The following is a 25,911-nucleotide window of genomic DNA, read 5'->3' on the forward strand; positions in this document are numbered from 1 at the left end:
GTGTCGCGCGTGCGACCGGGCAGAACCCCGGCCGCATCGCCACTCGCCTACCGTCATCCCCGCGAAGGCGGGGATCCAGGGCTTCACCGCGACAGGGCTCTGAAGCCTCTGGATCCCCGCCTGCGCGGGGATGACGTTCTTGGGGGAGCGCCGCGATCGGCGATCACGAACCCCGAACCCCGAATCCCGAATCCCGAATCCCGCGACCTGAGCCACGAGTCCCGAATCCCAACCCCATTCACCGCCATCCCACGCCGGATTGTTAAACTCCCGCATCCTTCGGATGGACTACGCGATGCTGACCCTACGCCCGCTTGCCTGCGCCCTCGCCCTCAGCCTGATCGCCGGCCTGGCCTCGCCCGCCGCCGACGCCGCCAAGAAAAAGGCCGCACCCAAGACCAAGGCCCCGGCCGTCGCCAACGCCTGCAGCGACTTCTACGCCAACGCCAACGCCGACTGGCTGCGCGCCAATCCGCTGTCCGGCGCCGCTTCGGTCTCGGCGCTGGAGACCCTGGCCGGCAACGCCCGCCGCCAGCAGCTGGAACTGCTGAACACCGCGATGACCGCGCCGCAGGGCAACGTGCAGAAGCTGCTCGGCGACTTCTGGGCCAGCGGCCTCGACGAAGCCGCGGTCGAACGCGACGGCGCCCAGCCGATCGCCCCGCTGCTGGGCCGCATCAACGCGATCAAGAAGTCCAAGGACATCCCGGCCTCGATCGCCGCCCTGCACCAGGTCGGCATCCCGGTGCTGTTCAACTTCGGCGCCGACATCGACCTCAAGGACCTGGAACGCCACATCGGCTACTTCAGCCAGGGCGGCCTGGGCCTGCCGGACCCGGCCTACTACACCCGCACCGACAACGACACCCGCCAGCTGCTGGCGCAGTACAACGTCTACGTGCAGAAGATCCTGGCCCTGACCGGCACGCCGAAGGACAAGCTCGCGGCCGAGTCGCAGCTGGTCATCGACCTGGAAACCCGCCTGGCGCGCGCGTCCAAGCCGCTGTCGGCGCTGCGCGACCCGCTCGCCAACTACGCGCCGGTCGCCACCGCCAGCCTCGGCAAGACCTACAAGCGCCTGCAGCTCGGCGATTTCCTCAAGGCCCAGGGCGTCAGCGACGACAGCGTGTCGATGGCCAACCCGGCGCTGTTCGCCGAGATGGACAAGCTGATCGACCAGCTCAAGCCCGAGCAGTGGAAGACCTACCTGCGCTGGCGCGTCGGCGACTCGATGGCGCCGTACCTGGCCAAGAGCTACCGCGACGCCGAATTCGATTTCCGCGGCAAGATCCTGCGCGGCGAGCGCGAGCAGCCCGCGCGCCAGCAGGCCGTGCTCGACGCGATCACCCTCGCCGCCGGCCCGATGGTCGGCCACGAGTACGCCGCGCGCTACCTGCCGGCCGCGACCGACCAGCGCGCCGAGCAGATCGCACAGCAGGTGCGCGAAGCGCTGGCCAAGGCCATCGACGCCGACACCCGCTTCAGCGACAGCGCCAAGAACGAGGCGCGCGCCAAGCTGGCCAAGCTCAAGATCGAAGTCGGCACGCCCAAGCGCGACCTCGACTACACCGTGCAACCGATGGGCCGCGGCAGCTTCGGCAGCAACATGCTGATCGCCTCGACCTGGCGCCACCGCGAGGAAATGAAGCGCATCGGCCGCGGCAACGCCGACCGCCGCTGGGACGTGCTGCCGCAGGAGCCGTCGCTGGCCTACGACATCGCCCAGAACCGCCTGATCGTGACCGCGGCGATGCTGCAGGCGCCGGTGCTCGACATGAGCCGCGGCGACGCCGCGCAGTACGGTTCCTTCGGCGCCCTGGTCGGCGCCGAGCTGACCCACGGCTTCGACAGCCGCGGCCGCTACGTCGACGCCAAGCAGGAAGTGCGCGACTGGTGGACCCCGGCCGAAGTGTCGGGCTGGGACGCGATGACCGCGCGCGTGGCCGCGCAGTACAGCGCCGAATCCTGGCCGGGCCTGAGCGCGGTCAAGGTCAACGGCAACCAGGTGCGCGAAGTCGCCATCGCCGACCAGGCCGGCGTCGAACTCGCCTGGGCCGCCTACCGCGCGGCCCAGCCGGCCGCGAACAAGGACGCCAACCAAGCCTTCTTCAAGGCCTGGGCCGGCGTCTGGGCGCAGCAGCTGAGCCCGGAAGCGGCGGCGCAGCGCGCGGCTTCGGGCATCCACGCCCCGGGCCAGTGGCGCACCAACATCCCGCTGTCGAACCTGCCGGCGTTCGGCGAAGCGTTCGGCTGCAAGGCGGGGACGGCGATGGTGCGCAAGGCGGATCAGCAGATCAAGGTGTTTCCCTGATTTCCTGGTCGCCTAGCAAGTAACGAAAAAGCCCGGCGAAAGCCGGGCTTTTTCTTTGTCGCGCCATCGCGCGCGCGCGGCAGCCGCGGCTACCGCCGCGATACGCGTCCGACGCTCACTGCAATTGCACCGCGCGCGTCTGCGAACTGTTCGCATCGATCGCCATCGCCCGGCCCTGATCGTCGAACAGCACCAGCCGCCCGTCCTGCTCGCGCGCGCGCAGCGGCGCCTGCGGCCAGTCGATCCGCGCCACGCAACGCGCGGCCGTCTGGTTGCCGCGCGCGACCAGATACAGGTTCATGCGATAGCTGCCGTGCAGCAGCACCGCGAAGCCCTGGGTCAGCGGGATCAGCGAGCTGTCGCACTCGCCCGTGCCCGGCTCCGGCGGATCCAGGTCGATGGCGCTGCTGCGTCCGGCGAAGCGGAACGAGAAGCGCACGCCGCCGTCGGCGTTCGCCTCCGCGGCCACGTCGGTGACGCTGCGGTGCGGGTCGAGCAGCATCGTGTCGGCGGAAATTTCCACCGGTTCGCGCGAGACCAGCGAACGCTTGGGAGCGCTGCGGTAGTGCCAGACCGCAGTGGCGCCGTGCCCGGCGACCAGGAACAGTTCGTCGTGGCGCAGGAACCGCGCCTGCACCACCGCGCCGCCGAGATCGCCGACGCTCCACAACACGTTAAGCGCCGCGCTGCTGGCGTCGAGCAGGACGATGCGCTGGTCCGACACCACCGACCAGGCGATGCCGTCGAAGCGGTCGGCGAAGAACTGCAACGGCATCGCGCCGAGGTCGAGGATCTCGTGCCGGGTCAGGTCGAGCCGGGCGATGCGCCAGACCGAATCGCGCTGGACCAGCGCCAGCGCGACTTCGCCGCTGTCGCCGATCACCAGCCTTTGCGCGGGCGCCGCGTAGCGGCGCAGGCAATGGCCGGCGGCATCGTAGACGGCCACGCCGGCCTCGCCGAACGCGGCCAGCCAGCGGCCTTCGCCGAGCGCTGCGACATCCAGCGGGCTGTGCGCGCTGGCGCCGGACTCGATCCGCGCGACCAGCGGCGCGGCGCGGTTCCACAGCGGCAACGCCGGCGGCGTCGGCGGCAGGCCCCAGTCGGGCAAGTCGGCGTTGAGCCACGGGTCGGCGGCGAGCTTGCGGATGCCGTCGAGCTGCATGCGTTCGAGCGCGTTGGCGCCGGCGGCGCGATCGGCGGCGAGCGCCGGCAGTGCGTTCGCGGCGATGCGCGCCAACGCCGGGCCGCCGTTCTTGCAAGCGGCCAGCGCCAGTCCCAGCGCTTCGCGCGGCGCGGCCGCGGCGTCGCCATCGCACAGCTCGGCGATGCGCGCGGCGTAATGTTCGAGGGTATCGGGCAGCAACGCGGCGCGCCGCACCAGCGCGCGCGCCGACAGTTCGGCGCCGCCGGCTTCGGCCGCGAGCAGCCAGCGCGCCGCCTGTTCGTGCGCGTCCGGGTCGCTCCAGACCGCGTCCACCGCTTCCAGCCAGTGGCCTTGCGCGGCCAGCGCGTGGCCCCACTCGCGGCGCAGCGCCAGCGCGTCCTCGCGGCGTCCGCCCTGCGCTTCGAGAATCGCGACCGCGGCGGCGAAGGCGTTGTCGCGGCGCGCCACCAGCACCGCGCGCTCGCGGTCGCCGGCGAGCATCAGCAGGCGGATGATCGTGTCCGCCGGCATGTCCCAGCCCAGCGCCAGTTCCGCGGCCTGCGCGGCGCGGTCGTGCGCGAGCAGATAGTCCAAAGCCTCCTGGCGCGCGTTGAGCAGTTCGGCGAGCACGAACACCGCTTCGTCGATCCGGCCCTCGCGGTCGAGCCGCTCGAACGCGCGGCGATAGCGCTGGCGCAGCAGTTCGCGCACGTCTTCGCCGACGCCGATGCTGGCGCCGGCGCCGAGCCTCGCGCTCGGGGTCAGGCGGTCGCGCCGCTGCGGCAGGCCGAAGGCCTGGCCCAGCGAGCGCATCGCCTCGCCGTCGACCGGCAGCGCATGGCGCAGCGCTTCCATGACGTCGCCGCGGTCGAACAGCTCCAGCAACCGGCGCAGGTACGCGCCCTGGCGCATGCCGATCAGCCGCGCCACGCCGCTGGCCGCGGCCATGCGCGCGAGCGCCTCGCGCCAGCGCTGCGGCCGCGCGACCCGCGTCCGCGCGGACACGCCCGCGCCGCTTCGCGCGGGAGCGCCTGCGCCCGACCCGCTGGCGCCTGGGTCGCCGCTGTTTGCGCCGCCGGCACCGCTGCCCAGCAGCCCCGGAAACTGCGCGAGCAACCACGCCGCGGCGTTGTCGCGCGCGCCGGTCAATCGCTCCCGCAAACTTGCGCCGGAGGCGTCCGCAGCCTCGCCCGACAAGGCGCTCAGGAACCGCTCGCGCTCGCGGCTCGGCGGCGCGACCCGATCGCCGAGCAGCGCGCGCACGCTCTTGCCGCCGAGCCGGTCCGGCGCCAGCTTCGGCACGGCGCGGTCGCAGACGAAGGTGTCGTGCAGCGCGTAATCGTCCAACTCGATCGCCAGCGACGGGTCCAGGACCTCGCCCTCGGCGATATCCAGCGCGACCAGTTGTCCGCCCAGCACCAGGCGCACATCGGCCGGCGCCAGCCCCTCGCGCTCGCTCGCGCGCAGCGGCCCCGCGTACAGGCCGTGCGCGCCGATCCGGCACAACGGCGTGCCGCCGGCGCGCTCGCATTCCAGCGCGCGCTCGGCTTCGAACCGCAGCAGATCGCCGCGCGCCGCTGCGCGATCGAAACGCCACGCGCGGCAGCCCGGCGCCCACCAGCGCAGCAGGCGTTCGCTGCGCTGGCGCGCGTCGAGCAGATCGGCGGGCAGCCACAAGCCGGCCACGGCCTGCCGGCCGCGCCAGACCGGATAGCGCACCTGCGCGCTGGGCGTCTCAGACATCGCCGTCCCCCTCGGCGTCGCTTCCCCCGGCGTAGATCGTCGTACTCACGCCGCGTTCGTGCAACACCACCAGCCGGCCGCGCAGGTCGATCACGGCGATGGTCTCGCCGCCGGCGGCGACGCTGCCGACGGTCAGGCGGATGCTGGACTGGTACAGGGTGCGGCGTTCGTTCTCGCCGATCGCCAGCACCGCGGTGCGGTCGGGGTTGATCGCGATCAGCGCCGGGCCGCCGTCGCGCGGCGCGTCGATGCCGATCACTTTCCATTCGCTCGGCAGGATCAGCTCGAAATCGGCCGCGATGTCGCCGCCGTCCCATTGCAGCAGCCGCCACAACGCGGAACGCTCGCCGCCGTGGCCGCCGAGGCGCAGCTCGACCGCGGCGACGTGGCGGTAACCGCCGCGCACCCGCTGGCCGTGCAGCCAGCCCGACTGGATCTGCCCCGGACACTTGGCCTCGGCGAGCGCCCGGTCGTTCCTGTTGGCCCGACCCGGCTGGGTGGTGGCGACCTCGATGCGGCCATCGCGCACCCGCAGGTAATCGACCCACGCCTCGTGCATCGCGACCATCGCCAGCACCTGCTGCGCATACGGCGCGAACTTGGCGGGATCGCCGTCCGAATCCTGCGGGCGCCAGCGCCACAGGTTTCCGGAGTCCAGCACGAACAGCTCCGGCTTCGGCTCGGCGCGGCCGCCGAGCTCCCTCGCCGACGCCTGCACCCAAGCCATCGGCGCCCAGCGTCCGCGGTCGGGCGAGCAGTTCAGCAGTTCCGGCCGCACACCCTGGACGAAACCTCGTAGCCCCTGGAAAGACAGCGCCGGGAGCGGAGCGCCGTCCGGGTACGCGCCCGGATGAGCGCGCGGCCGCGAGTACGCCACCACGCCGCCGAATACATGAGCGTGGATGCCCGCCGCAAACAACGGCCCGGTCCAGTGCACCACGCTGGGGTTGCCGAGCCGGCGCTTGCTGGTCAGCCGGTGCAGATGCACGACTTGCTTGTCCCACAACGGCACCGCCACCGACAAACCGTTCGCCGACAACAGCGGCGGCTGTTTCAGCGAGATGCGTTCGGCCACCCGCACCACCCGTACCGGGCCGATCTCCTCAGTGGCCGGCGCCACCTGCGGCTTGAGCACGAACTGGCCGCGCAGCAGGCGCGAGCCGCGCTTGGGATCGGGCAACGCCAGCCGCGCTTCGCGCCGCGCCTGCGGCGAGCTCACCGTCACCGCCAACTCGCCGGCGCCGGCTGCCGCGATGGCGACGCGGTGGCCGAGGCCATAACCGGCCGCGGCCGCGCCGATCGACCATCGCTCGCCCGGACTGGGCTGCTGCGCATCCAGCCACTGCGCCCATTGCTGTTCCAGCATCGCGCGCGCCGCTCCGGTGCCGGAATGACCGGCTTCCGCGAAGTTCGCTTCGGCGCGAAAACGCCAGGCGCGCGCGTCGAGCAGTTCGCGCAGGCTCTGCGTCGGGTCGCCCGCGTGTCCGGCCGCATGCAGCTCGCCGGGAATACCGAGCACGCCCCACAAAAACCGCGCCTTCGCCGCCTGCGCCCGCTGCGCCAACAAGATCCACAACGCGATATGCAACAACCGCGGCGCGCCCAACTGCGCCGGCCCGCTGTCGAACACCGCCACGGTCAGCGCGTCGGTCTGGCGCGCGATCAATTTCGGGCTCAGGAACAAATGCTCGCCGCCGGCGGCGCGGCGGTCGAATTCTTCCGGCGCGGCGTCGGCCAGCGCCCATTCGCTCAGCAGCAGGCGTTCGTAGCTGCCGCGGCGGCGCAGGTCGTCGATGCCTTCGGGCTCGACCTGCCCGCGCAAGGCGCGCAGGCGGAACGCGCCGAGCAGCGGATGCAGGCGCAGCAGCAGCTCGCCGAGCGCGGCCGCCGGTTCCGGGTCGAACCAGTCCAGCCATTGCCGCCAGGGCGTCAGGGTCGCGGGCAGGCGCATGCGCTCAGTCCTGCCAGCGCGCGCGGATCTGCGCGATCAGTTCGTCGCCGGCCGGCAGCGCGCGGTGCAAAGGCACCAGTTGCGCCGGGTCGCGCAGCATCAGCAAAGGCGACGGGCGATGGCGGCGTTCCAGCGCGCGTTGCAGCAGGTCCAGCGGCAGTTGCGGGCGCTGCGTGGTCGGCAGCCACAGCGCCGGCGCGGCTTCGCGCGGCGCGATGTAGAGCACGCCTTCGCACCACGGCAGTTCGTCGGCGCGGCCGGTCGCCACCAGCACGTCGGCGTTGGCGGTCAGCATGAGCTTGCCGCGCCGCTGCGGTTCCAGCGTTTCTATCGCGGCCAGCAACGCGCGCGCGGCGGCGCAGCCGACGCCGGCGGCGCCCTGCGGCGCGGGCGGTTCCGGTTCCGGGCCCCACTCCCAGTTCATGCCGCCGCCGTCACCCGTTCGGCCAGGCGCGCGCGCTCGGCGGCCAGTTCGGCCGGCAACGCGTCGCGGTCGAAGTTGGCGTCGATCTCGCGCAGCAGCGCTTCGGCGATGACCCCGGCGCCGGGCGCGTCGGCCGCGCCGGCGAGGCAGGCGCGCGCGGCTTCGAGCAGGCGCGCGACCCGCGACACCGGTTGCAGCGCGGCGTGTTCGACCGCGGCGCGCAGGGTCGGGTTGGCGGCGGCGGCGAGCGAATCGCGCAGCACGTCCTGCGCGGCCAGTTGCGCTTCGCGCGTGGGCATGACGTAGAACAGCGGCCACAGGTCGGCTTCGTCGGCGGCGTCGCGCCCGGCCAGCACCGCGGCCGCGGCGATCAGGCGCTGGACCTTGACGATGCGCCGGTCCGACAGGCTTAAGCCCGCGCCGCGCAGCTTGCGGATCGCCTCGGCCAGCAGCCCGCGCGCGCGCTCCATCGCCACCGCCGGCACCCGCCGGCTCAGTTCGTCGATGTCGCTGAGATCGGCGCGGTGCGCCAACGGCGCCGCCTGCGCCTGCCAGCCGCCGGCCAGCAGCGCTTCGAGCTGGTGGTCCGGCACCGGTTCGACGAACAGATGCAGCAGGAAGCGGTCGGCGAACGCGGCCAGCGATTCGTCGTCGGGCAGCGCGTTGGACGCGCCGACGCAGACCCGCAGCGGACACGCGACCTGGGTGTGGCCGCGGCGGAAGCGGCGTTCGTTGAGCACGCCGAGCAAGGTGTTGAGGATCGCGGTCGAGCCGAGGAACACCTCGTCGAGGAACGCGACCTCGGCCTCGGGCAGCATGCCGCTGACGTCGGTCTCGACCACGCCCTCGCGCAGCCGGCGCAGGTCGACCGGGCCGAACAGTTCCGACGGCTCGGTGAAGCGGCCCAGCAGGTATTCGAAATAGCGGCCGCCCAGGGCCGCGGCGACGCGCCGCACCACCGCGCTCTTGGCGGTGCCCGGCGGGCCGAGGATCAGCAGATGCTCCTGCGCGACCGCGGCCAGCACGATCAGCTCGGCGAGCTGCTCGCGTTCGACCAAGCCGGTGGTGGCGGCATGCGCGGCGTCGCGGACGCGGGCCGCGGCCTGTTGCGCGGCGGAGGGGGCGGAACTCACCGCGGAGGAGCTGGAGGTCATAGCGGGCGGCCTGGGTCCTTGGCGGCGCGCGGCGGCGGCGTGGCCGTAGCGACGTGGCGTTGGGTCGTTGATCGGGGTGTGGGCCGGCGTTGCGGGCGCGCAGCGAACGCAGCGCGCGCGGACGCGCCGGCCACGCGCGCACTGTAGGCGCGCGGCGCGCGAAACCGCAACTGAGGTCGCGTTAGGTTCGTGAGCGGCGCAGCGGTGTGGGCGAACGGCGCCGGCCCGGGGGCGGGTTTTCCCGATCCGCTGGGGATGCTCCTGTAGGAGCGGCGCGAGCCGCGACTGCGACAACCCACCTACGCCGCGACTATCGTCGTAGTTGGGTTGTCGCAGTCGCGGCTCGCGCCGCTCCTACAGGGGGCCTACTTGACTACGCGCAGCTTCGACGCCTTGCGCCGATCCCGCAGCGCCTCGGCGCGCGGGTCGCGGCGCGGGCCGCTGCCGCCGCTGCGCGGCGGATGCTTGCGCCACCACAGGATCAGCAGCCAGCCGATCAGCATGCCGCCGAGGTGGGCGAAGTGGGCGACGCCGGTGCCGGTGGTGAACACGCCGTAGAACAGCGAGGCGGCCACGTACACGATCACCAGGGTGCGCGCCTTGAGCACGATCGGGAACGGCAGCAAGGTCACCTTGCTGTTCGGGAACAGCACGCCGTAGGCCAGCAGCAGGCCGTAGATCGCGCCGGACGCGCCCAGGGTCAGCACCAGCTGGCCCTGATAGATCGCGTAGGTCGCCGCGGCCAGTTGCAGCAGCGCCGAGCCGAGCAGGCAGACGAAGTAGTAGATCGCGTAGCGCCGCGCGCCCCAGGCGTGCTCGACGGTCGAGCCGAACATCACCAGCGCGAGCATGTTGAACACCAGGTGGCCGAGGCCGCCGTGCATGAAGCCGGAGGTGACCAGCTGCCACGGCATGAAACCCGGTCCGTCGACTTCGAACTGCGGCGGCACCCACGGCCACAGTTCGAACCACAACGGCCAGGCGCGGGCGGCTTCGCTCGCGCCGGCGATGGACTGCAACAGGAAAACGGCAACGTTGGCGATCAGCAGCTTGCGCGTGACCGACGGGATACTGGAAAACATCGCAACTCCTCGGACCGGGCGCTATGGTAGCCGCGCGCGCCGCGCCGGGAGGTGAGCGCGGCGTGCAGATCGCGTCGGCCGTTCAGATCGGAATGCGGCCGCGGTCGCGGCGCGGCGACCGGTCCCGCCCGCGCGTCCGGCCTGCCGGCTGTGCGGGCGCGTCCGGCGTCGCCGGCCGACCCGTTTCAGCCGCGCCGCCGGGCGATACAGCCGGCTCAGCCGGGCAGCGCGCAGCCCGGTCGACACCGTCGCCGCGTCGGATCGAGCATTCGTCCCGCGCACCGCCAGCGCTACTCCGCCGGCCCCCAAATCTGCTCGTCCATCGTCGCCGCCGCGCGCTGGCCGCGCACCCGCCCTTTCTCGACCTTCACGCCTTCGGCGCGCAGGCGTTGGGACTGTTCGCGCCAGCCCTTGGAGCCTTCCGGGAAGGCGATGCGGCCGTCGGAGCGCAGCACCCGGTGCCAGGGCAGCTTGGGATCTTCGTTCTCGCTGAGCAGGCGCGCGACCAGGCGCGCGCGGCCCGGCAGGCCCGCGCGCCGCGCGACCTCGCCGTAACCGGCGACTTCGCCGCGCGGAATCGCGCGGATCGCGGCGAAGATGCGTTTGGCGGCAGTTTCGCTGTCCATCGCGGTAGCATATGCCCTGTTGCGCGCAGGAGTCGCCCCCATGCAGTTCGATAAGATCCACAAGCACCTGACCCAGGCCGGGTTCCGTCTTTCCGTCCACGACAGCGTGATCTGCGTCGAGCTGTCGCTCGAACAGGGCACCCGCCACCAATCGATCTTCCTGTCGGAACAGGAAGACGACGACGGCCGCGGCTTCCTGCGCGTGAGCACCGCGATCGCCCCGACCACCGGCCTGGACGCGCGCCGCGCGCTGGCCTTCAACTGGGAAAGCCACGTCGGCTATCTGGCGATCGGCAACCTCGACGGCGTGCCGTACCTGCAACTGTGCGAGAACCGTCCGCTCGATACGCTGGATTCGGCCGAGCTGCAGCGGCTGGTGCTGGAGATCGGCGGGGTCGGCGACAGCATGGAGCGGGTGTTGTCGGCGAACGGCGATTTGCTCTGAGTTCGCGCGAAGGCGGGTTTCGGCGTAGTTGAGTTTTCGCGGTCGCGGCTCGCGCCGCTCCTACAGGGCTGCGGGTGCCGCATGGGCTACTCGCGACAACGCGGTAACGACGCCATCCCATCGCAACGAAAAAGGCCCGCATCCGCGGGCCTCTTCGTATCCATCGCCGGACCTCAGATCCAGCCCATGAACCGCATCGCCTCGAACAGTCCATAAGCGATGCCGCCCGCGGCCGGGATCGTCAGGATCCACGCCCAGATCATCTTCTCGACCACGGTCCACTTGATCGAGTTGAAGCGCTTGGCGGTGCCCACGCCCATGATCGCGGCGGAGATGTTGTGGGTGGTCGACACCGGAATGCCGAGCGACGAGGCGGCCATGATGACCGAGGCGGCGCTGGTCTCGGCGGCGAAGCCGTGGATCGGGTGCAGCTTGACCAGCTTGTGGCCGAGGGTCTTGATGATGCGCCAGCCGCCGGCGGCGGTGCCGGCGGCCATCACCACCGCGCAGGTCAGCTTGATCCAGGTGTCGATGTCGTTGTGCGCGATCGCGCCCGGCGAGGGATGCAGGAACGCCAGCCACGCCGGCAGGTTGTCGAGGGTGCCGGCCTGCTGCGCGCTGATCAGGGCCAGGGCGATGATGCCCATGGTCTTCTGCGCATCGTTCATGCCGTGGGCGAAGCCCATGCCGGCGGCGCTGAGCAGCTGCGCCTTGCCGAAGAAGCCGTTGACCCAGCGCGGCCGCGCGATCCGCCGCAGGATGCCGCCGCTGGCGGCCATCGCCGAGATGGCCGCGAACAGCACGCCCATGACCAGGAAACCGGCGGCGAAACCCAGTACCGGCGAGGTGAACATCGGCACGATCACCTTCCACAGCACGCCGGCGCTTTTCCAGATCGGTTCGGCCGGATGCGACCACACCACCGCGTGCCAGTTGTTCGAAGCCGCGGCGATCGCCGCGCCGCACAGGCCGCCGATCAATGCGTGCGAGGACGACGACGGCAGGCCCAGCCACCAGGTGATCAGGTTCCAGATGATGCCGCCGAGCAAAGCGCACAGCAGCAGCTGCGAGCCGACTTCGACCACGCCGGCGTCGATCAGGCCCGAAGCGATGGTCTTGGCCACCGCCGTGCCCCACAAGGCGCCGATCAGATTGGTCGAGGCCGCCAGCATCACCGCCTGCATCGGCGAGAGCACCTTGGTCGCCACCACCGTGGCGATGGAATTGGCGGTGTCGTGGAAGCCGTTGACGTATTCGAAGATCAACGCGGCCAGGATGACCACCAGGACGAGCGTAAGCATCGCGCGCGCCTCAGGAGTTTTTCAGGACGATCTGGTAGGCGACCACGCCGGCCTCGCGGCAGCGGTCGATGGCCTTTTCCAGGATCTCGAAGAACTCCTTGAGCAGGAACATCTGCAGGTTGTCGAGCTGGCCGGAATAGATGTCGCGGTACAGCTCCAGCATCAGCCGGTCGGCTTCGTTCTCCAGCGCGCGCAGCTGGTCGTTGAGCGCCTTCATCGGCTCCAGCTTGAGGTGGCGCAGCTGGTGGACCATCTTCACCACCACCCCGGCGGCCTGCTCCAGCATCGCCGCGCGCGGGGCGAAGTCGATCTGCTCCAGGTGCCGGGTCGCCAGCGAGTAGCGGTCGGCGAACTTCTCGACCTGCTTGGGGATCTTGTACAGCGCCGAGGACAGCGCTTCGATGTCCTCGCGCTCGATCGGAGTGATGAAGCTGTCGACCAGCTCCTGGCTGATCTTGTCGGAGGTCTCGCGCTCGCGCTGGCGGGCCAGCTTGAACGCGTCCAGCGCGGGCTGGCGGTCGGCGGCCTTGAGCATCTCGTGCAGCGCGCGGGTGGCGTCGTGGGCGGCCACGGAGGCCTCCTCCAGCAGGGTGTAGAACTGGTTGCCTTGGCCGAAAATCGTCTGCAGGGAGAACATGCGGGGAGCCTCTGGGCCGGTCGCGGCGGAGCCGCCCGGCGGGTTCGAATGGGGGTCGGCGACCGGCCGGGCCGGCGCCGCGCGCGGCCGCGCCGGGAACGGCGACGGGGCGTGCGGGCGCGATTATGACCGTTTGACGACGGCCCGCCCACCTTGACGGGCCATCCGGGCGCCCCCAGAACGGTATGGACCCGCACCGAGTTGGCGGTTCCGCGCACTCGCCGGCCTTTCACGAAGGGCCGCCGCGCGGGCCTGCTAAGATCGGCCCCGCCCCGACCGCCGCCCCGCGCGCCGGCCGCGGCACCCTTCCCTTCCCCGCACCACACCATGGACGACGACCCAAAACCGCCGCCCGGCCGCGCCCTGCCGGCCTCCCCGATCCGCTCCGCCCCTTTCCGTGAATCGCCCTTGCCAGGGTCCACCGGCCACAGGAGGCGCTGCCGATGCTGGAACTTCTGATCGTCGTAGCCCTGATCGTCCTCAACGCTTTCTTCGCGATGTCGGAGATGGCGCTGATGACCTCGCGCAAGCTGCGGCTCAAGCAAATGGCCGAACACCCCACGCACCCCAGCAAGGGCGCGCGCACCGCGCTGGCGCTGGCCGAGCAGCCGGACAACCTGCTGTCGACGGTGCAGATCGGCATCACCCTGATCGGCATCCTGACCGGCCTGTTCGGCGGCGAGTCGATCGGCCTGATCATCGCCGGCTGGTTCGACTTCCTGCTGCCCGGCGACGCCACGCGCTACGCCCACACCCTGGGCATCGGCACCGCGGTCGTGCTGATCGCCTCGGCGCAGGTGATCTTCGGCGAACTGGTGCCCAAGCGCCTGGCGCTGACCAACCCCGAACGCATCGCCAGTTCGGTCGCGATCGTGCTCAACGGCCTGGCCCGCGCGGCCAAGCCGGCGGTCGCGGTGCTCGGCACGATCAACCGCTTCATCCTGCGCCTGCTCGGGATCAAGGACGACGCGCGCAGCGAGATCAGCGAAGAAGAAATCCGCCTGTTGGTCAGCGAAAGCCACGAGCAGGGCGTGATCGACGCCGACGAACGCAAGATGGTCAACCGCGTGCTGAGCCTCGGCGACCGCACCGCCGACAGCCTGATGACGCCGCGCACCCGCATCGCCTGGCTCGACGCGGCCGCGCCGCTGGAGGAGAACCTGGCGACGATGCGCGAATCGCCGTTCTCGCGCTTCCCGGTCTATCGCGGCAGCGACCAGGACGTGCTCGGCGTGCTCGAGGCCAAGTCGCTGCTGGCCGAACTGGTGCAGGGCCAGGTGCCGGACCTGTTCGGCCAGCTCAAGGAAGCGCTGTTCGTGTCCGAATCCACCCACGCGCTGAAGCTGCTGGAGATCTTCCGCGAGGAACAGCAGTCGCTGGCGCTGGTGGTCGACGAGTACGGCGACGTGACCGGTTTGATCACCGTCAACGACCTGATGGGCGCGGTCATCGGCCGCGTGCAGAACGCCGAATCCGACGACCAGCCGGGCCCGGTGGTGCAGCGCGAGGACGGCAGCTATCTGGTCGACGGCGCGCTGCCGCTGGAAGAACTGCGCGAAACCGTCGGCGGCGGCCGCCTGCCGAACGAGGACGAGCACGACTTCCACACCGCCGCGGGCATGGTCATCGCCCACTTCGGCCGGATCCCGCACGTCGGCGAGCATTTCGCCTGGCCGGGCTGGCGGATCGAGGTGATCGACCTGGACGGCCCGCGCATCGACAAGCTGCTGTTGCAGCCGCAGCAGGCCAAGCCCGCTGAGTCCGGCGAAGATGACGCCACCAGCGGCTGACCGCGGCGACGCTCCGCGCGGGGACGACCCGCGCGGCGGCGGCGACGGCTCGCGTCGCCGCCACGGCGCGCACGAAGCCGGCACCCGCGCCCTGCTCGACGCGATCGTCGCCGGCGACCCGGGCGAGCAGGTGCGTTTCGGCGACGTGTTCAACGGCCTGGGCAACCGCTCCTTCGGCATGTTGCTGTTCGTCTCGACCCTGCCCGCCTTCATCCCGATTCCGGGCGTCGGCGGCGCGGTCAGCGGGCCGCTGGTGATCCTGGTCGGCCTGCAATTGCTGATCGGCCTGCGCCGGCCGTGGCTGCCGGGCTTCATCGCCCGGCGCGGCCCGCACCGCAGCGCGCTCGGCAAATTCCGCAACCTGCTGGCGCCGTGGCTGACCCGGCTGGAACGCTTCGTCAGCCCGCGCCTGACTGCGCTGCTCGATCACCGCGCCGCCAGCGCCTTCACCGGCCTGTTGGTGGTGCTGGTCGGCGTGCTGCTGTCGCTGCCGATTCCGTTCACCAATTTCCTGTTCGGCGCGCTGCTGCTGTTGTTCGCGTTCGCCCTGCTCGAACGCGACGGCAAGCTGATGCTGATCGCCTGGGCGGCCGGCGCGGCCGCGGTGGTGGTGTTCGGGATCCTGTCCGGCAGCCTGGTGCAGGCGGCGGCGGAGTGGATCGCGTTGGCGCGCGACAAGCTGGGTTGAGGGCGTCGCGCAGGACGCTTGCGCAATAGTTGGATTTGCGCGGTCGCGGCTCGCGCCGCTCCTACAGGGGCTTCGTGTAGGAGCGGCGCGAGCCGCGACCGCGAACCGACACCGACGCCGCAACCCGCCTACTGCGGCAACTGCGCCAAAAACTCCGCCGCCGGTACCGGGTGCCCGAGCCAGTAACCCTGCGCCAGATCGCAGCCGCGTTCGCGCAGCACCGCGTACTGGCCTTCCTTCTCCACGCCTTCGGCGACCACGGTCACGCCGAGCGAGTGGGCCATCGCGATGATCGCCGTGGTCAGCGCCAGATCGTCGGGATCGCGCAGCACGTCGGCGACGAAGCTGCGGTCGATCTTGACCCCGTCGACCGGCACCCGGCGCAGATGGCTGAGGCCGGAAAAGCCGGTGCCGAAATCGTCCAGCCAGACCTTGACCCCGCTGCTGCGCAGCCGCGACAGCAAGGCGCTGGCGTGGACTTCGTCGCCGATCACCGCGGTCTCGGTCAGCTCCAGGTGCAGCAGCCACGGCGGCAGCCGGGTTTCCTGCAGACACGCGGCGACCACGTTGGGCAGGTCGCCGTTGCGCAGCTGCCGCGGCGAGACGTTGACCGAAACGAACAGCGGCTCGGCGCCGGGACGCGCCTCGCGCCAGGTCACCGCGTCCTCGCAGGCCGCGCGCAGCACCTGCGGGCCTAGGGTTTCGATCTGCCCGCTCTGCTCGGCCACGTCGATGAACACCGACGGCGCGATCAGGCCCTGCTCGGGATGCTTCCAGCGCAGCAAGGCCTCGGCGCCGACCATCGCGCCGTCGCCGAGGCGGAACACCGGCTGGTAGACCAGGCTCAGCTCGCCGCGGTCCCAGGCGCCGCGCAGCGCGTGTTCCAGGTGCACGCGCCGCTCCACCGCCTGGTCCATCGCCCGGCTGTAGAAGCGGTAGCAGTTCTTGCCGGCGACCTTGGCCTGGTACATCGCGATGTCGCCGTTCTTCATCAGCGCGGTCGCGCCGCTGGCGTCTTCCGGATACAGGGTCACGCCGATCGAGGTGCCGAGGAACACCTGCCGCTCGTGCACCGCGATCGGCTGGCCGAGCTCGGTCACCAGCACTTCGGCCAGATGGGTCGCGAGCTGACGCGCTTCGCCGGCGCGGTGATGCCGGCCTTCGACCAGGATCACGAACTCGTCGCCGCCGAAGCGCGCCAGCAGCGCGCGTTCGCCGCCGACCCGCTCGACCGTGGCGGCGATGCGCTGCGCGCATTGCAGCAGCACCTCGTCGCCGGCGTCGTGGCCGAGGGTGTCGTTGACCCGCTTGAAGTCGTCGATGTCGGCGAACAGCAGCGCCAGCTGGCCGCGGCCGCCGTCGAACTGCTGCAGGCGCGCGTCCAGCGCCTCGCGGAACGCGAGCCGGTTGGCCAGCCCGGTCAGCGAATCGGTGTAGGCCATGCGGCGGATGTCGCGGTCGTGGCGCGCCAGCGACTGGCTCATGCGGCTGAAGGCGCGCATCAGGTCGCCGACTTCATCGTTGTGGCGGGCCGCGTCGGAGTCGTCGAACTGGCCGAAGCGGCCGTCCTCGATCGTGTGCGCGGCCTCGGCCAGTTCGCGGATCGGCTTGACCAGCCAGCGCTGGATCAGCCACAGCATCGCCGCGCCGAGCGCCAGCAGGCCGAGGCTGAGCAGGCCGACCCACAGCAATTGCAGGCGGCCCAGCGCTTCCAGGCGCCGGCGCAGTTCTTCCAGCGCGCTGTCCTGGTACGCGCGCATGGCCTTGAGGTCGTAGCCCACGCGCACCCCGCCGAGGCGCTGCTGGCCGATCTTGATCGGCGCGGACACGTCGAAGGTGCTGTCGCTCCACTGCCCCAGCAGCGCCGGCGCGGCCATGATCTTCGCCGCGAGCGGATCGTCCATGCGCTTGCCGTAGCTCGGGATCTCCTCGCTGCCGTCGTGGACGATGTTGCCGTCGTTGTCGTAGACCACCACGTAGCGCACGCCCGGGTTGGTCATCGCCGCGCGGCTGAGTTCGCCGATCGCGTCGAGGTCGAAGTAGTACAGCGGGTTGGTCAGCGAACCGGCGAGCTGGGCCACTTCGCCTTCGCCGTGGCGGCGCAGGCTGGCGACGAAGCTGTCGCGCATGGCGTCGCGGCTGACCTCGACCACCGCGCTCTGGATCCGCTCCTGGCGCTGCAGCAGCAGGCCGATCAGCACCGCCACCACCGCCAGGGCCAGACCCATGATCGACAGGAACTTGGCCTGCAGGCCGCGCGGCGATTTCATCGGGCCCCCTTCATTCGACGTCCGCGCGCACCCGCGCCACGCCCGCGCCGATGTGGTCGAGCGCGCGTTGCGAAGCCGGGTCGATCGGCATGAAGCGGGTGGTCTTGAAGAAGCGCAGCAGCGCCTCGCCGGCGTCGGGGTCTGCGGCCGCGTCCAGCAGCACCTCGCGCAGGCGCGCGGCGACCTTCGGATCCATGTCCGAGCGCACCAGCTCCAGCGCGCGCGGGTAGTCGGGGCTGCGGCCGATCTGGACGAAGTCGCGGCGGAACGCCTCCGGCACCCGGCGCGGGTTGTCCCAGTCGAGGTTGCTGGTGACGCCGGCGTCGACCAGCCGCTTGTGCACCCAGGTGGCGATGTTGAGCTCCGAACGCGCGAACAGGTAGCCGACCGCGCCGCGGTTGATGCGGTCGGTCGGCGACAACAGGATTTCCAGGCGCAGGCCGCGTTCGAGCAAGGTCGCGGCGGGAACGAAGTAGGCGCTGGTCGAAGACGGCCGCTGGAACGCGACGTTGTGGCCGCTGAGGTCGTCGAGCGAACGCAGGCCGCTGTCGCGGCGGGCGAAGAATACGCTGTGGTAATGGCTGACGCCGTCGCGTTCGGTCAGCAGCAACGGCTTCGCGCCGGCGCGCTGCTGCAGCAGCATCGCGGTGCCGGCGGTCTCGCTGACCCAGTCGACCCGGCCGCGGCGCAGATAGCTGCCCATCTGCTGCACGTCCTTGGCCATCAGGATGCGGCCCTCCTGGATGCCGACCGAGGCCATGCGCGGCACCACGTAGTCCAGCAGCGGCTTGAGCTGTTCGTAGTGGGCCTTGGGATCGTCGCTGATCCGGCCCAGCACCAGCACATGCGCATCGGGATCTTCGCCGTGGCCATGCCCGGGCCGCTCGTGCGGCGCGGGCGCCGGCGCGGCCGCGGCCGCGCTCAGGGCTCCGGCCAACGCCAGCCCGAACAGGCACGCCCAACGCCAGCCCCTGTTAGCGACCAATCGCTTCATCCTCGCCGAGCGGATCGGCACACCGCTGCGGCAGCGTAATCGAAACCGCGCCCGCGCCGATACCTCGAACGATGCTTCGGCGGCGATACGCGCGCCGCCGGACTGCGCCGCCAAGGCTTCAGCGGCGCTGGGCCAGCAGCATCGCGGTGCGCTCGACATCGGCCAGCACGCCGCGCAACAGCCGCACCTCGCGCTCGTCGAGCTGCGCGCGCAGGAACAGCCGGCGCAGCTTGTGCATCGCCGCCTCGGGCGTGCGGCCCTTGTGGAAGTCGATCGCGTCGAGGGCCTGGCCGAGCTGGCCGAAGAAGCCTTCCATCTGGGCGTGGCTGGCCGGCGGCTCGCGGCCGCCGGCGGCCTCGTCCGGGGCCGGCGCCGCGGCCAGCGCGGCCATGCGCAGCTCGTAGCTCAGCACCTGCACCGCCGCGGCCAGGTTCAGCGAGCTGTACGCCGGATTGGCCGGGATGTGCACGGCCGCGTGGCACAGCTGCAATTCCTCGTTCTCCAGCCCGGTGCGCTCGCGCCCGAACACCAGCGCGACCTCGCCGCCGGCGCGGGCGCGCGCGTCGCACGCGGCCGCGGCCTGGCGCGGGTCGAACTGCTCCAGGGCGATGCGGCGGCTGCGCGCGGTGCAGCCGAGGACGTAGTGGCAGTCGGCGACCGCCGCGGCCAGGTCGGGCACGATCCGGGCCGCGGCCAGCACGTCGTCGGCGCCGGCGGCCAGGGCGTAGCTGTCGCGGTCCGGGGCCTTTTCCGGCGCGGCCAGGATCAGCCGCGACAGGCCCATGGTCTTCATCGCCCGCGCCGCCGAGCCGATGTTGCCGGGGTGCTGGGTGCCGACCAGGACGATGCGGATGCGCGCCGCCGCCGGGTCTTCAGGTTCGGCCAGGACGGGCGAGGCCGGGGCCGCAGCCTCAAGTGAGTTGGCATCCGACTTGGCGTTTTGCGGCGCCTGCGCGGGTTCGTTGGGTTCGCGGGGATCGTGGTTCATGCGCAAATGGTAAACTCCCCGCCCCGGCCATAGGCGCCGGCCCGCTCTTTACCCCCGTCAGCCGTCCCCACCTCATTCCGTCCGAGGCCGTAAGCCATGCAGAAACCCGCCGTCACCCTCATGGTCAAGGCCGCCCGCGCCGCCGGCAACGTGTTGTTGCGCCACATGCACCGCCTGGACGCGCTCAACGTGGTGGAGAAGGACCGCATGGACTACGCCAGCGAAGTCGATCGCCTGGCCGAAGCCGAAATCATCAAGGAATTCCGCCGCGCCACGCCCGACTACGCCATCCTCGGCGAAGAACACGGCCCGATCGGCCAGGCCCGCAACACCTGGGTCATCGACCCGCTCGACGGCACCAGCAACTACCTGCACGGCATCCCGCATTTCTGCGTGTCGATCGCGCTGTGCGAAAACGGCGAACCGACCCATGGCGTGATCTTCGATCCGCTGCGCAACGACCTGTTCACCGCCAGCCGCGGCAGCGGCATGCAGCTCAACGAAAAGCGCGTGCGCATCGCCGACCGCAAGGACTTGACCGGCGCGATGCTGATCACCGGCTTCCCGCCGCGCGAACGCGCGCGCGCCAGCGCCCACCTCAAGTGCCTGGACAACCTGCTGCTCGACGCCGAAGACGTGCGCCGCACCGGTTCGGCCGCGCTCGACCTGGCCTACGTCGCCTGCGGCCGTGCCGACGCCTACTTCGAAGCCGGGCTGAAGCCGTGGGACGTCGCCGCCGGCGTGCTGATGGTGCGCGAGGCCGGCGGCAAGGTCAGCGACTTCAAGGGCCGCGCGACCGGACCGATGGACAACCGCGGCCTGCCGCCGCGCCAGATCGTCGCCGGCAACCTGCGTCTGGCCGACGCGCTGCAGCAGCGCATCGTCAACACCGGCTACGCCGCCGCGTTCGATTGAACCGGCGCGCCGGCTGGCGCGATTGTCGAGTATGCGAAAACGCCGCGCTGGTCGCGGCGTTTTTCGTTGCTGCGCATTCGATCGGCGGATAACGACCCGCTTCACCGCCCCGACCCGACGGCGTTGAACCCAGTGCACGCGGCCGTGGCGCCGCCCCGTCCGCGCGCGCCCCTCCCCTTCTGTCGAGGCTCGCCATGACCACCGCATCGCCGTCGCGTTCGCTCCCGCTGCTGTCCCTGCTGGTCTGCGCCGGCCTTTCACTCGGCGCGCTCGCGCCGCGCGACGCCGGCGCCCAGGCGATGATCGTGATGAAGGATGTGTGCGACGACCCGGCCGCCACGTTCGATTACCAATGGGCGCGCATCAACCACGACGTGACCGCGGCCTTCCTGATGCAACCCGGGGGCAGCATCGAGCCGGTCGAAAACGCCGATCCGCGCGGCCTGGCGGCGTATCCGCGCATCTTCGTCGCCGCGCACGGCGGCGACAACACCTTGTCCGGGATGCCCTACGACGAGTTCGCCGAGAACTTGCACAAGGCCCGCGCGGCCACGCCGCAACTGACGTACTTCGCGGTGTGCGGCGCCGGCAAGGGGCCGGCCAGCCTGCTCAAGCGGGTCAACGACCGCTACTGCGGCGGCATTGCCGAGCTGCAAGGCGGGGTGACCCGCTGCGCGCTGACCGGCAACGGCAAGGCCGCGCTGGCCGGCGCGCAATACCGCATCGAAGCGGAAAAGAGCGACCCCGCGCGCCACGCATTGATTCAGAAAAACATCATCTACAAATGGGAAAACGACAACTATCCGGGCCAGCAGCTCAGCTACAAGAATGTGTGCAAGAAGCTGATCAAGGCCAGCCCGTTCCAAGGCGAGCCGTTGGCCGAGTTCATGTCCACGGTGTACCACGAGTTCACCCGGCCGGCGGTCGACCCGAAGCGCTCCACCAACTACCTGGAGCTGATCGCGATCAACCAGAACGGCCAGCCGCTGACCCAGTGCGGCGCCGATCCCACCGGCAACGGCGTCAAGGTCGCCTGTCCGTAATCCGCCGCGCGGCGCGGGAGGCTCATCCCGCCCGCGCCGTCACCACCCACACCGCGCCGCCGACTTCCAGGCCGTCGTCGGAGGCGAGTTCCAGCAGCGACGCGCGGATCGCCAAGCGCGCCCGCGCGTTGATCTCCTCGCCCTGCGGCTCCAGCAGACGCGCGATCGGCCCGACCCGGAACACCTGCTCCATCGCATCGTCGGCCATCGCTTCGCGGGTGGCGCCGCGGCCGAGGTAGAACGGGGTCGCGAACGGCTTGAGTTCGACGCCGGCGAAACCGGCGTCGGCCAGCACTTCGCGGATGTGGTCGGGATCGCTGAACGCGAACGGCCCGGGCTGGCGCGTGTCCACCGGCGTGCGTTCGACGATATCGGCGATGGCGGCCAGCGGCCGTTCGTACCAGTCGTTGAGTTGCGGCCCCTGCCAGCAGGCGAAGGCGATGCGGCCATCGGGTTTGAGGGTCTTGCGCAGTTCGGCGAAGGCCGCGGTCGGATCGTCGAAGAACATCACCCCGAAGCGCGAATACAGCAGGTCGAAACTGTGCGGCGCGAAGGTCGGGCGGCTGGCATCGGCCTCGCGGAACTTGACCGGCAGCGCCAGCGCCGCGGCGCGTTCGCGCGCGCGGCCGAGCAAGGGCGCGGAGATGTCCACGCCGGTCACCGAACCGCCGGCGCCGACCGCGCGCGCCAGTTCGAACGAGGTCGCGCCGGCGCCGCAACCGATGTCGAGCACCGCCTCGCCGGGCTGCGGCGCGGCGGCCGCGAACGCGGCGCGGCCGTACGCGGCGGTGCGTTCGTCGAGCCAGTCGTTGTAGGCCAGCCAGCGCTGGCCGACCGGGCCGTTCCAGTATTCGATCTGCTCGGCGTTCGGCGGCGGCGTGTTCGCGGGGGTTTCCACATCGGTCTCCGGCGGGGCAATGGCCGCGCCAGTCTTCCGCGATGCGACGACCCGGTCAATCGCCAGAATGCCGCGGTTCGCTTCCTGTAGGAGCGGCGCGAGCCGCGACTGCGGGGTTTCCGCTCGCGGCGAAAGCAGCGCCGTAGTTGCGTTGTCGCAGTCGCGGCTCGCGCCGCTCCTACAGGGAGAAACCGCGCCAACGAAAAAGGCCGCGCAATCGCGCGGCCTTTCCCGGAAACGCAACGAAGACCGCTTACGGCCGGCGCGCCAGCGCCGCTTCGTCCTTCGCCTTCGGCATCAGGTCCTGCTTGGTGACCTTCAGCAGGCCCAGGGTCAACAGCGGGCAGGCGACGAAGATCGAGGACAGGGTGCCGATGATGATGCCGAGCATCTGCGACTCGGCCATGCCGCGCAGCGAACCGCCGCCGTAGATGTACAGCGCCACCACGGTCAGGAACGCCACGAACGAGGTGATGACGGTGCGCGACAGGGTCTGGTTGATCGACTTGTTGAGCACGGTCTCCGGATCGGCGCGCATGCTGCGGAAGTTCTCGCGCACGCGGTCGAACACCACGATGGTGTCGTTGATCGAGTAGCCCATCACCGACAGGATGCCGGCCAACACGGTCAGGTCGAACTCGTGGCCGCTGATCGCGAACCAGCCGGCGACCACGACCACGTCGTGCAGGGTGGTGATGATCGCCGCCACCGCGAACTTCCATTCGAAGCGGAACGCGATGTAGATCAGGAAGCCGACCACCACGAACAGCAGCGCGTACAGGCCCTTGAGCGCGAGCTCCTTGCCGACCTGCGGGCCGACGAACTCGTTGCGCACGATGTCGGCCTTGTTGCCGGCGTCGGCGACCGCCTTGAGCACCGCGTCGGCGGCGTGCTTGGTGGCGACGTCGCCGCTCTCGCCTTCGCGCGGCTGCAGGCGGATCAGCAGCTGGTTGCCGGAACCGTAGGTCTGCACCTGGGCGCTGTCGTAGCCGTCGGCGGCGAGCTTGTCGCGCACCGCGTCCAGCGGCATCGGCTTGTCCAGATGCGCTTCGATCAGGTTGCCGCCGGTGAAGTCCAGGGCGTAGTTGAAGCCGCGGGTGGCCATCGCGCCGATCGCCACGAACATGATGATCGCCGCGACCGCGATGGAGATCCATCGCAGGCGCATGAAATCGATGTTGGCGTCGTTGGGCAGCAGGGTCAGCGGGAAAATCTTCATGTCTGGGTTCTCCCGTCAGATCGCGATGGACTTGAGCTTGCGGCGGCCGCCGTACAGCAGGGTGGCGATGCCGCGCGACACGGTGACCGCGGTGAACACCGAGGTCAGGATGCCGATGATCATGGTCATCGCGAAGCCCTGCAGCGGGCCGGTGCCGAACGCCCACAACGCCACGCCGGCCAGCAGCGCGGTCATGTTGGAGTCGAAGATGGTGCCGGAGGCCTTGTCGTAGCCGGTGGCGATCGCCGCCTGTGGCGGCACCCCGGCGCGCAATTCCTCGCGTATGCGTTCGTTGATGAGCACGTTGGCGTCGACCGACATGCCGACCGACAAGGCCAGGCCGGCGAAGCCCGGCAGGCTCATGGTGGCGCCCATCAGCGACATCAGCGCGATCACCATCAGCAGGTTCAGCAGCAGCGCCAGGCAGGTGATGAGGCCGAACATGCGGTAGTAGATCAGGAAGAAGGTCAGCGCGAACACGAACGAGTACAGCACCGCGGTGGTGCCGCGCTTGACGTTCTCGGCGCCCAGGCTCGGGCCGACCACGCGCTCCTCGACGAACACCATCGGCGCGGCCAGGGCGCCGGACTTGAGCTGGTTGGCCAGCGACTTGGATTCTTCCGCGCTCAGGCCGGTGGTCTGGAAGCTCTTGCCGAACACGCCGCGGATGGTCGCCGAGTTGATCACGCGCTCGTCGGTGCGGATCGACTGCACTTCCTTGCCGTCGACGATCGAGGTGGTCGGGATCTGTTCGACGTAGACGATGCCCAGGCGCTTGCCGACGTTCTCCAGCGTGTGGTCGAGCATGCGCTGGCCGCCGACGCTGTTGAGGTTGATCTGCACGCCCTGCTGGCCGTTCTGCGGGTCGGTCATCGGCTGGGCGTTGACCAACTGGTCGCCCGACACCAGCAGGCGCTTGGACAGCAGCAAGGGACGCTTCTGGTTGTCGTAGTAGACGCGCGCGTCCGGCGGGATGCTGTGGTCGCGCACCGCGGCGGCCGCGGCGGCTTCCTCGCCGACCACGGCGCGGAATTCCAGGGTCGCGGTCGCGCCGATCTGGCGCTTGGCCTCGGCGGTGTCCTGCAGGCCCGGCAGCTGGATCACGATGCGGTCGGTGCCCTGGCGCTGGATCACCGGCTCGGCCACGCCGAAGGCGTTGATGCGGTTGCGCAGGGTGTTGAGGTTCTGCTCGATGGCTTCCAGCGAGATCCGGCTCAGCTCGGTCTGCGGCACGTCCAGGGTCAGGGTCTGGCCGTCGAGGGCGATGCTCAGGTTCGGGAACGAGGTGCGCAGGCGCTGCTGCGCCTTGGCCTTGTCGGCGTTGACGCCGAGGGTGGCGACCAGGGCTTCGTTGCCGCGGCGCACGACCGAGGTGTACGGCACGCCGGCGTCGCGCAGGGTCGAGCGGATGTCTTCGACGTAGGCGTCCAGGCGCTTGTTCAGCGCGGCCTCCTGGTCGACCTGCATGACGAAGTGGACGCCGCCCTGCAAGTCGAGGCCGCGCGGCATCGGCTTGGCGGCCAGCGATTCCAGCCACTTCGGCGCGGTCGGCGCCAGGCTCAGCGCGACCACGTAGTCGCTGCCCAGGCGCGGGCGCAGCAAGTCGGCGGCGCGGGTCTGCAGTTCGGTGTCGGCCAGGCGCACCAGCAGGTTGCCCTGCTCCTCGACCTTGATCGATTTGGTCGCGATCTTGGCCTCGGTCAGGATCCCCTCGATCCGCTTGGCCAGCGGCGCGTCGATCGCGATGGTGCCGGCCTTGGCGGCGGACACCTGGACCGACGGGTCCTGCGGATAAGCGTTCGGCAGCGCATAGATCACGCTGAGGATCAGGACCGCGAGGATGGCGAAGTATTTCCAGCGCGCGAAGGTCAGCATCGAAAACCCCTGCGGCGACCTCCCCGGCCGCCGCGTCTCAAAGTGTCGTGGCGTCGGCTCAGGCCGACTTCAAGGTGCCCTTGGGCAGCACGTTGGAAATGGCGCCGCGCTGGATGCGGACGGCCACGTTCGGCGCGATTTCGACGGTGATGAAGTTCTCGCCGATGTTGGTGACGGTGCCGGCGATGCCGCCGTTGGTCAGCACCTCGTCGCCCTTGGACAGCTTTTCCAGCATGCCCTTGTGTTCCTTCGCGCGCTTCATCTGCGGGCGGAAGATCAGGAAGTACATCACCGCGATCAGGACCAGCGGCAGGACCAGGGTGGTCAGGCCGCCGCCGGCTTGCGGCGCGGCGCCCTGGGCGTAGGCGGGGGCGATCAGGAGGTCGAGCAGGTTCATCTGTGAAGTCCTGGAA

At 70.6% G+C, this 25,911-nt stretch carries 21 protein-coding genes; 6 read left to right on the forward strand and 15 right to left on the reverse strand.

The genetic code is table 11. The features are described 5' to 3' along the window. Positions 1 to 295: 295 nt before the first annotated feature. On the forward strand, positions 296 to 2,311 hold the full coding sequence (locus tag JHW38_RS08325; RefSeq protein ID WP_207525494.1) for a M13 family metallopeptidase: 2,016 nt from the start codon (positions 296 to 298) through the stop codon (positions 2,309 to 2,311). A gap of 115 nt (positions 2,312 to 2,426) precedes the next feature. Here the strand turns inward: JHW38_RS08325 and JHW38_RS08330 are convergent, their stop codons facing one another. The 6 genes from JHW38_RS08330 to JHW38_RS08355 form a co-directional block, all read right to left on the reverse strand. After that, positions 2,427 to 5,198, reverse strand: coding sequence for a bpX6 domain-containing protein (locus JHW38_RS08330; RefSeq protein ID WP_207525495.1), 2,772 nt, complete (start codon positions 5,196 to 5,198; stop codon positions 2,427 to 2,429). After that, positions 5,191 to 7,149, reverse strand: coding sequence for a hypothetical protein (locus tag JHW38_RS08335; RefSeq protein WP_207525496.1), 1,959 nt, complete (start codon positions 7,147 to 7,149; stop codon positions 5,191 to 5,193). Before JHW38_RS08335 ends, JHW38_RS08330 begins: the two co-directional genes overlap by 8 nt. 4 nt (positions 7,150 to 7,153) lie before the next feature. Beyond that, on the reverse strand, positions 7,154 to 7,573 hold the full coding sequence (locus JHW38_RS08340; protein ID WP_207525497.1) for a hypothetical protein: 420 nt from the start codon (positions 7,571 to 7,573) through the stop codon (positions 7,154 to 7,156). Continuing rightward, on the reverse strand, positions 7,570 to 8,727 hold the full coding sequence (locus tag JHW38_RS08345) for an AAA family ATPase (RefSeq protein ID WP_207525498.1): 1,158 nt from the start codon (positions 8,725 to 8,727) through the stop codon (positions 7,570 to 7,572). Before JHW38_RS08345 ends, JHW38_RS08340 begins: the two co-directional genes overlap by 4 nt. 365 nt (positions 8,728 to 9,092) lie before the next feature. After that, complete coding sequence (locus JHW38_RS08350; protein ID WP_207525499.1) at positions 9,093 to 9,809, reverse strand: rhomboid family intramembrane serine protease; 717 nt, start codon at positions 9,807 to 9,809, stop codon at positions 9,093 to 9,095. 290 nt (positions 9,810 to 10,099) lie between these two features. After that, complete coding sequence (locus tag JHW38_RS08355; protein WP_207525500.1) at positions 10,100 to 10,477, reverse strand: MGMT family protein; 378 nt, start codon at positions 10,475 to 10,477, stop codon at positions 10,100 to 10,102. Between JHW38_RS08355 and JHW38_RS08360 the strand changes: the two genes are divergently transcribed. Further along, entirely contained in the window at positions 10,476 to 10,880 is a 405-nt protein-coding gene (locus tag JHW38_RS08360; protein ID WP_207525501.1) for a hypothetical protein, read from the forward strand. The two genes, JHW38_RS08355 and JHW38_RS08360, sit on opposite strands and share 2 nt — an antisense overlap. A gap of 173 nt (positions 10,881 to 11,053) precedes the next feature. Here the strand turns inward: JHW38_RS08360 and JHW38_RS08365 are convergent, their stop codons facing one another. After that, the gene (locus JHW38_RS08365) at positions 11,054 to 12,181 is read right to left on the reverse strand and encodes an inorganic phosphate transporter (RefSeq protein ID WP_207525502.1); all 1,128 of its coding nucleotides are present in this window, start codon (positions 12,179 to 12,181) and stop codon (positions 11,054 to 11,056) included. A gap of 10 nt (positions 12,182 to 12,191) precedes the next feature. After that, positions 12,192 to 12,818: a DUF47 domain-containing protein gene (locus JHW38_RS08370; protein WP_207525503.1), complete on the reverse strand. Its 627-nt coding sequence runs from the start codon at positions 12,816 to 12,818 to the stop codon at positions 12,192 to 12,194. Between the two features lie 443 nt (positions 12,819 to 13,261). Between JHW38_RS08370 and JHW38_RS08375 the strand changes: the two genes are divergently transcribed. Continuing rightward, positions 13,262 to 14,608 carry a hemolysin family protein gene (locus tag JHW38_RS08375; protein WP_207525504.1) on the forward strand — a complete coding sequence of 449 codons (1,347 nt, stop codon included), beginning with the start codon at positions 13,262 to 13,264 and terminating at the stop codon, positions 14,606 to 14,608. Further along, entirely contained in the window at positions 14,589 to 15,296 is a 708-nt protein-coding gene (locus tag JHW38_RS08380; RefSeq protein WP_207525505.1) for an exopolysaccharide biosynthesis protein, read from the forward strand. The genes JHW38_RS08375 and JHW38_RS08380 overlap by 20 nt, the downstream gene beginning before the upstream one ends. A 128-nt stretch (positions 15,297 to 15,424) precedes the next feature. Here the strand turns inward: JHW38_RS08380 and JHW38_RS08385 are convergent, their stop codons facing one another. From JHW38_RS08385 to JHW38_RS08395, 3 genes are all read right to left on the reverse strand, one after another. Further along, a complete protein-coding gene (locus JHW38_RS08385; protein WP_207525506.1) occupies positions 15,425 to 17,566 on the reverse strand; it encodes a putative bifunctional diguanylate cyclase/phosphodiesterase in 2,142 nt (713 codons plus the stop codon). Between the two features lie 10 nt (positions 17,567 to 17,576). Then, positions 17,577 to 18,551, reverse strand: coding sequence for a phosphate/phosphite/phosphonate ABC transporter substrate-binding protein (locus JHW38_RS08390; RefSeq protein WP_242691268.1), 975 nt, complete (start codon positions 18,549 to 18,551; stop codon positions 17,577 to 17,579). Positions 18,552 to 18,678: 127 nt separating this feature from the next. Continuing rightward, a complete protein-coding gene (locus tag JHW38_RS08395; RefSeq protein WP_207525508.1) occupies positions 18,679 to 19,548 on the reverse strand; it encodes an RNA methyltransferase in 870 nt (289 codons plus the stop codon). A 96-nt stretch (positions 19,549 to 19,644) separates the two neighbouring features. On the opposite strand from JHW38_RS08395, the gene JHW38_RS08400 reads away from it, so the two are divergent. Together JHW38_RS08400 and JHW38_RS08405 are read left to right on the forward strand one after the other, a co-directional pair. Then, a complete protein-coding gene (locus JHW38_RS08400) occupies positions 19,645 to 20,463 on the forward strand; it encodes an inositol monophosphatase family protein (RefSeq protein WP_207525509.1) in 819 nt (272 codons plus the stop codon). A gap of 194 nt (positions 20,464 to 20,657) precedes the next feature. Further along, entirely contained in the window at positions 20,658 to 21,506 is an 849-nt protein-coding gene (locus tag JHW38_RS08405; RefSeq protein WP_207525510.1) for a hypothetical protein, read from the forward strand. Between the two features lie 22 nt (positions 21,507 to 21,528). On the opposite strand, the gene JHW38_RS08410 is transcribed toward JHW38_RS08405, so the two are convergent. From JHW38_RS08410 to yajC, 4 genes are all read right to left on the reverse strand, one after another. Further along, positions 21,529 to 22,404 (reverse strand): class I SAM-dependent methyltransferase, encoded by an 876-nt coding sequence (locus JHW38_RS08410; protein ID WP_207525511.1) that lies wholly within the window; start codon positions 22,402 to 22,404, stop codon positions 21,529 to 21,531. Between the two features lie 253 nt (positions 22,405 to 22,657). Then, positions 22,658 to 23,623 (reverse strand): protein translocase subunit SecF, encoded by a 966-nt coding sequence (secF, locus tag JHW38_RS08415; protein WP_207525512.1) that lies wholly within the window; start codon positions 23,621 to 23,623, stop codon positions 22,658 to 22,660. A gap of 15 nt (positions 23,624 to 23,638) precedes the next feature. Beyond that, entirely contained in the window at positions 23,639 to 25,498 is a 1,860-nt protein-coding gene (gene secD / locus JHW38_RS08420) for a protein translocase subunit SecD (protein WP_207525513.1), read from the reverse strand. 58 nt (positions 25,499 to 25,556) lie between these two features. Continuing rightward, the gene (gene yajC / locus JHW38_RS08425) at positions 25,557 to 25,895 is read right to left on the reverse strand and encodes a preprotein translocase subunit YajC (RefSeq protein ID WP_207525514.1); all 339 of its coding nucleotides are present in this window, start codon (positions 25,893 to 25,895) and stop codon (positions 25,557 to 25,559) included. Positions 25,896 to 25,911 lie beyond the last annotated feature (16 nt).

Source organism: Lysobacter enzymogenes (assembly GCF_017355525.1).
GTDB lineage: Bacteria > Pseudomonadota > Gammaproteobacteria > Xanthomonadales > Xanthomonadaceae > Lysobacter > Lysobacter enzymogenes_C.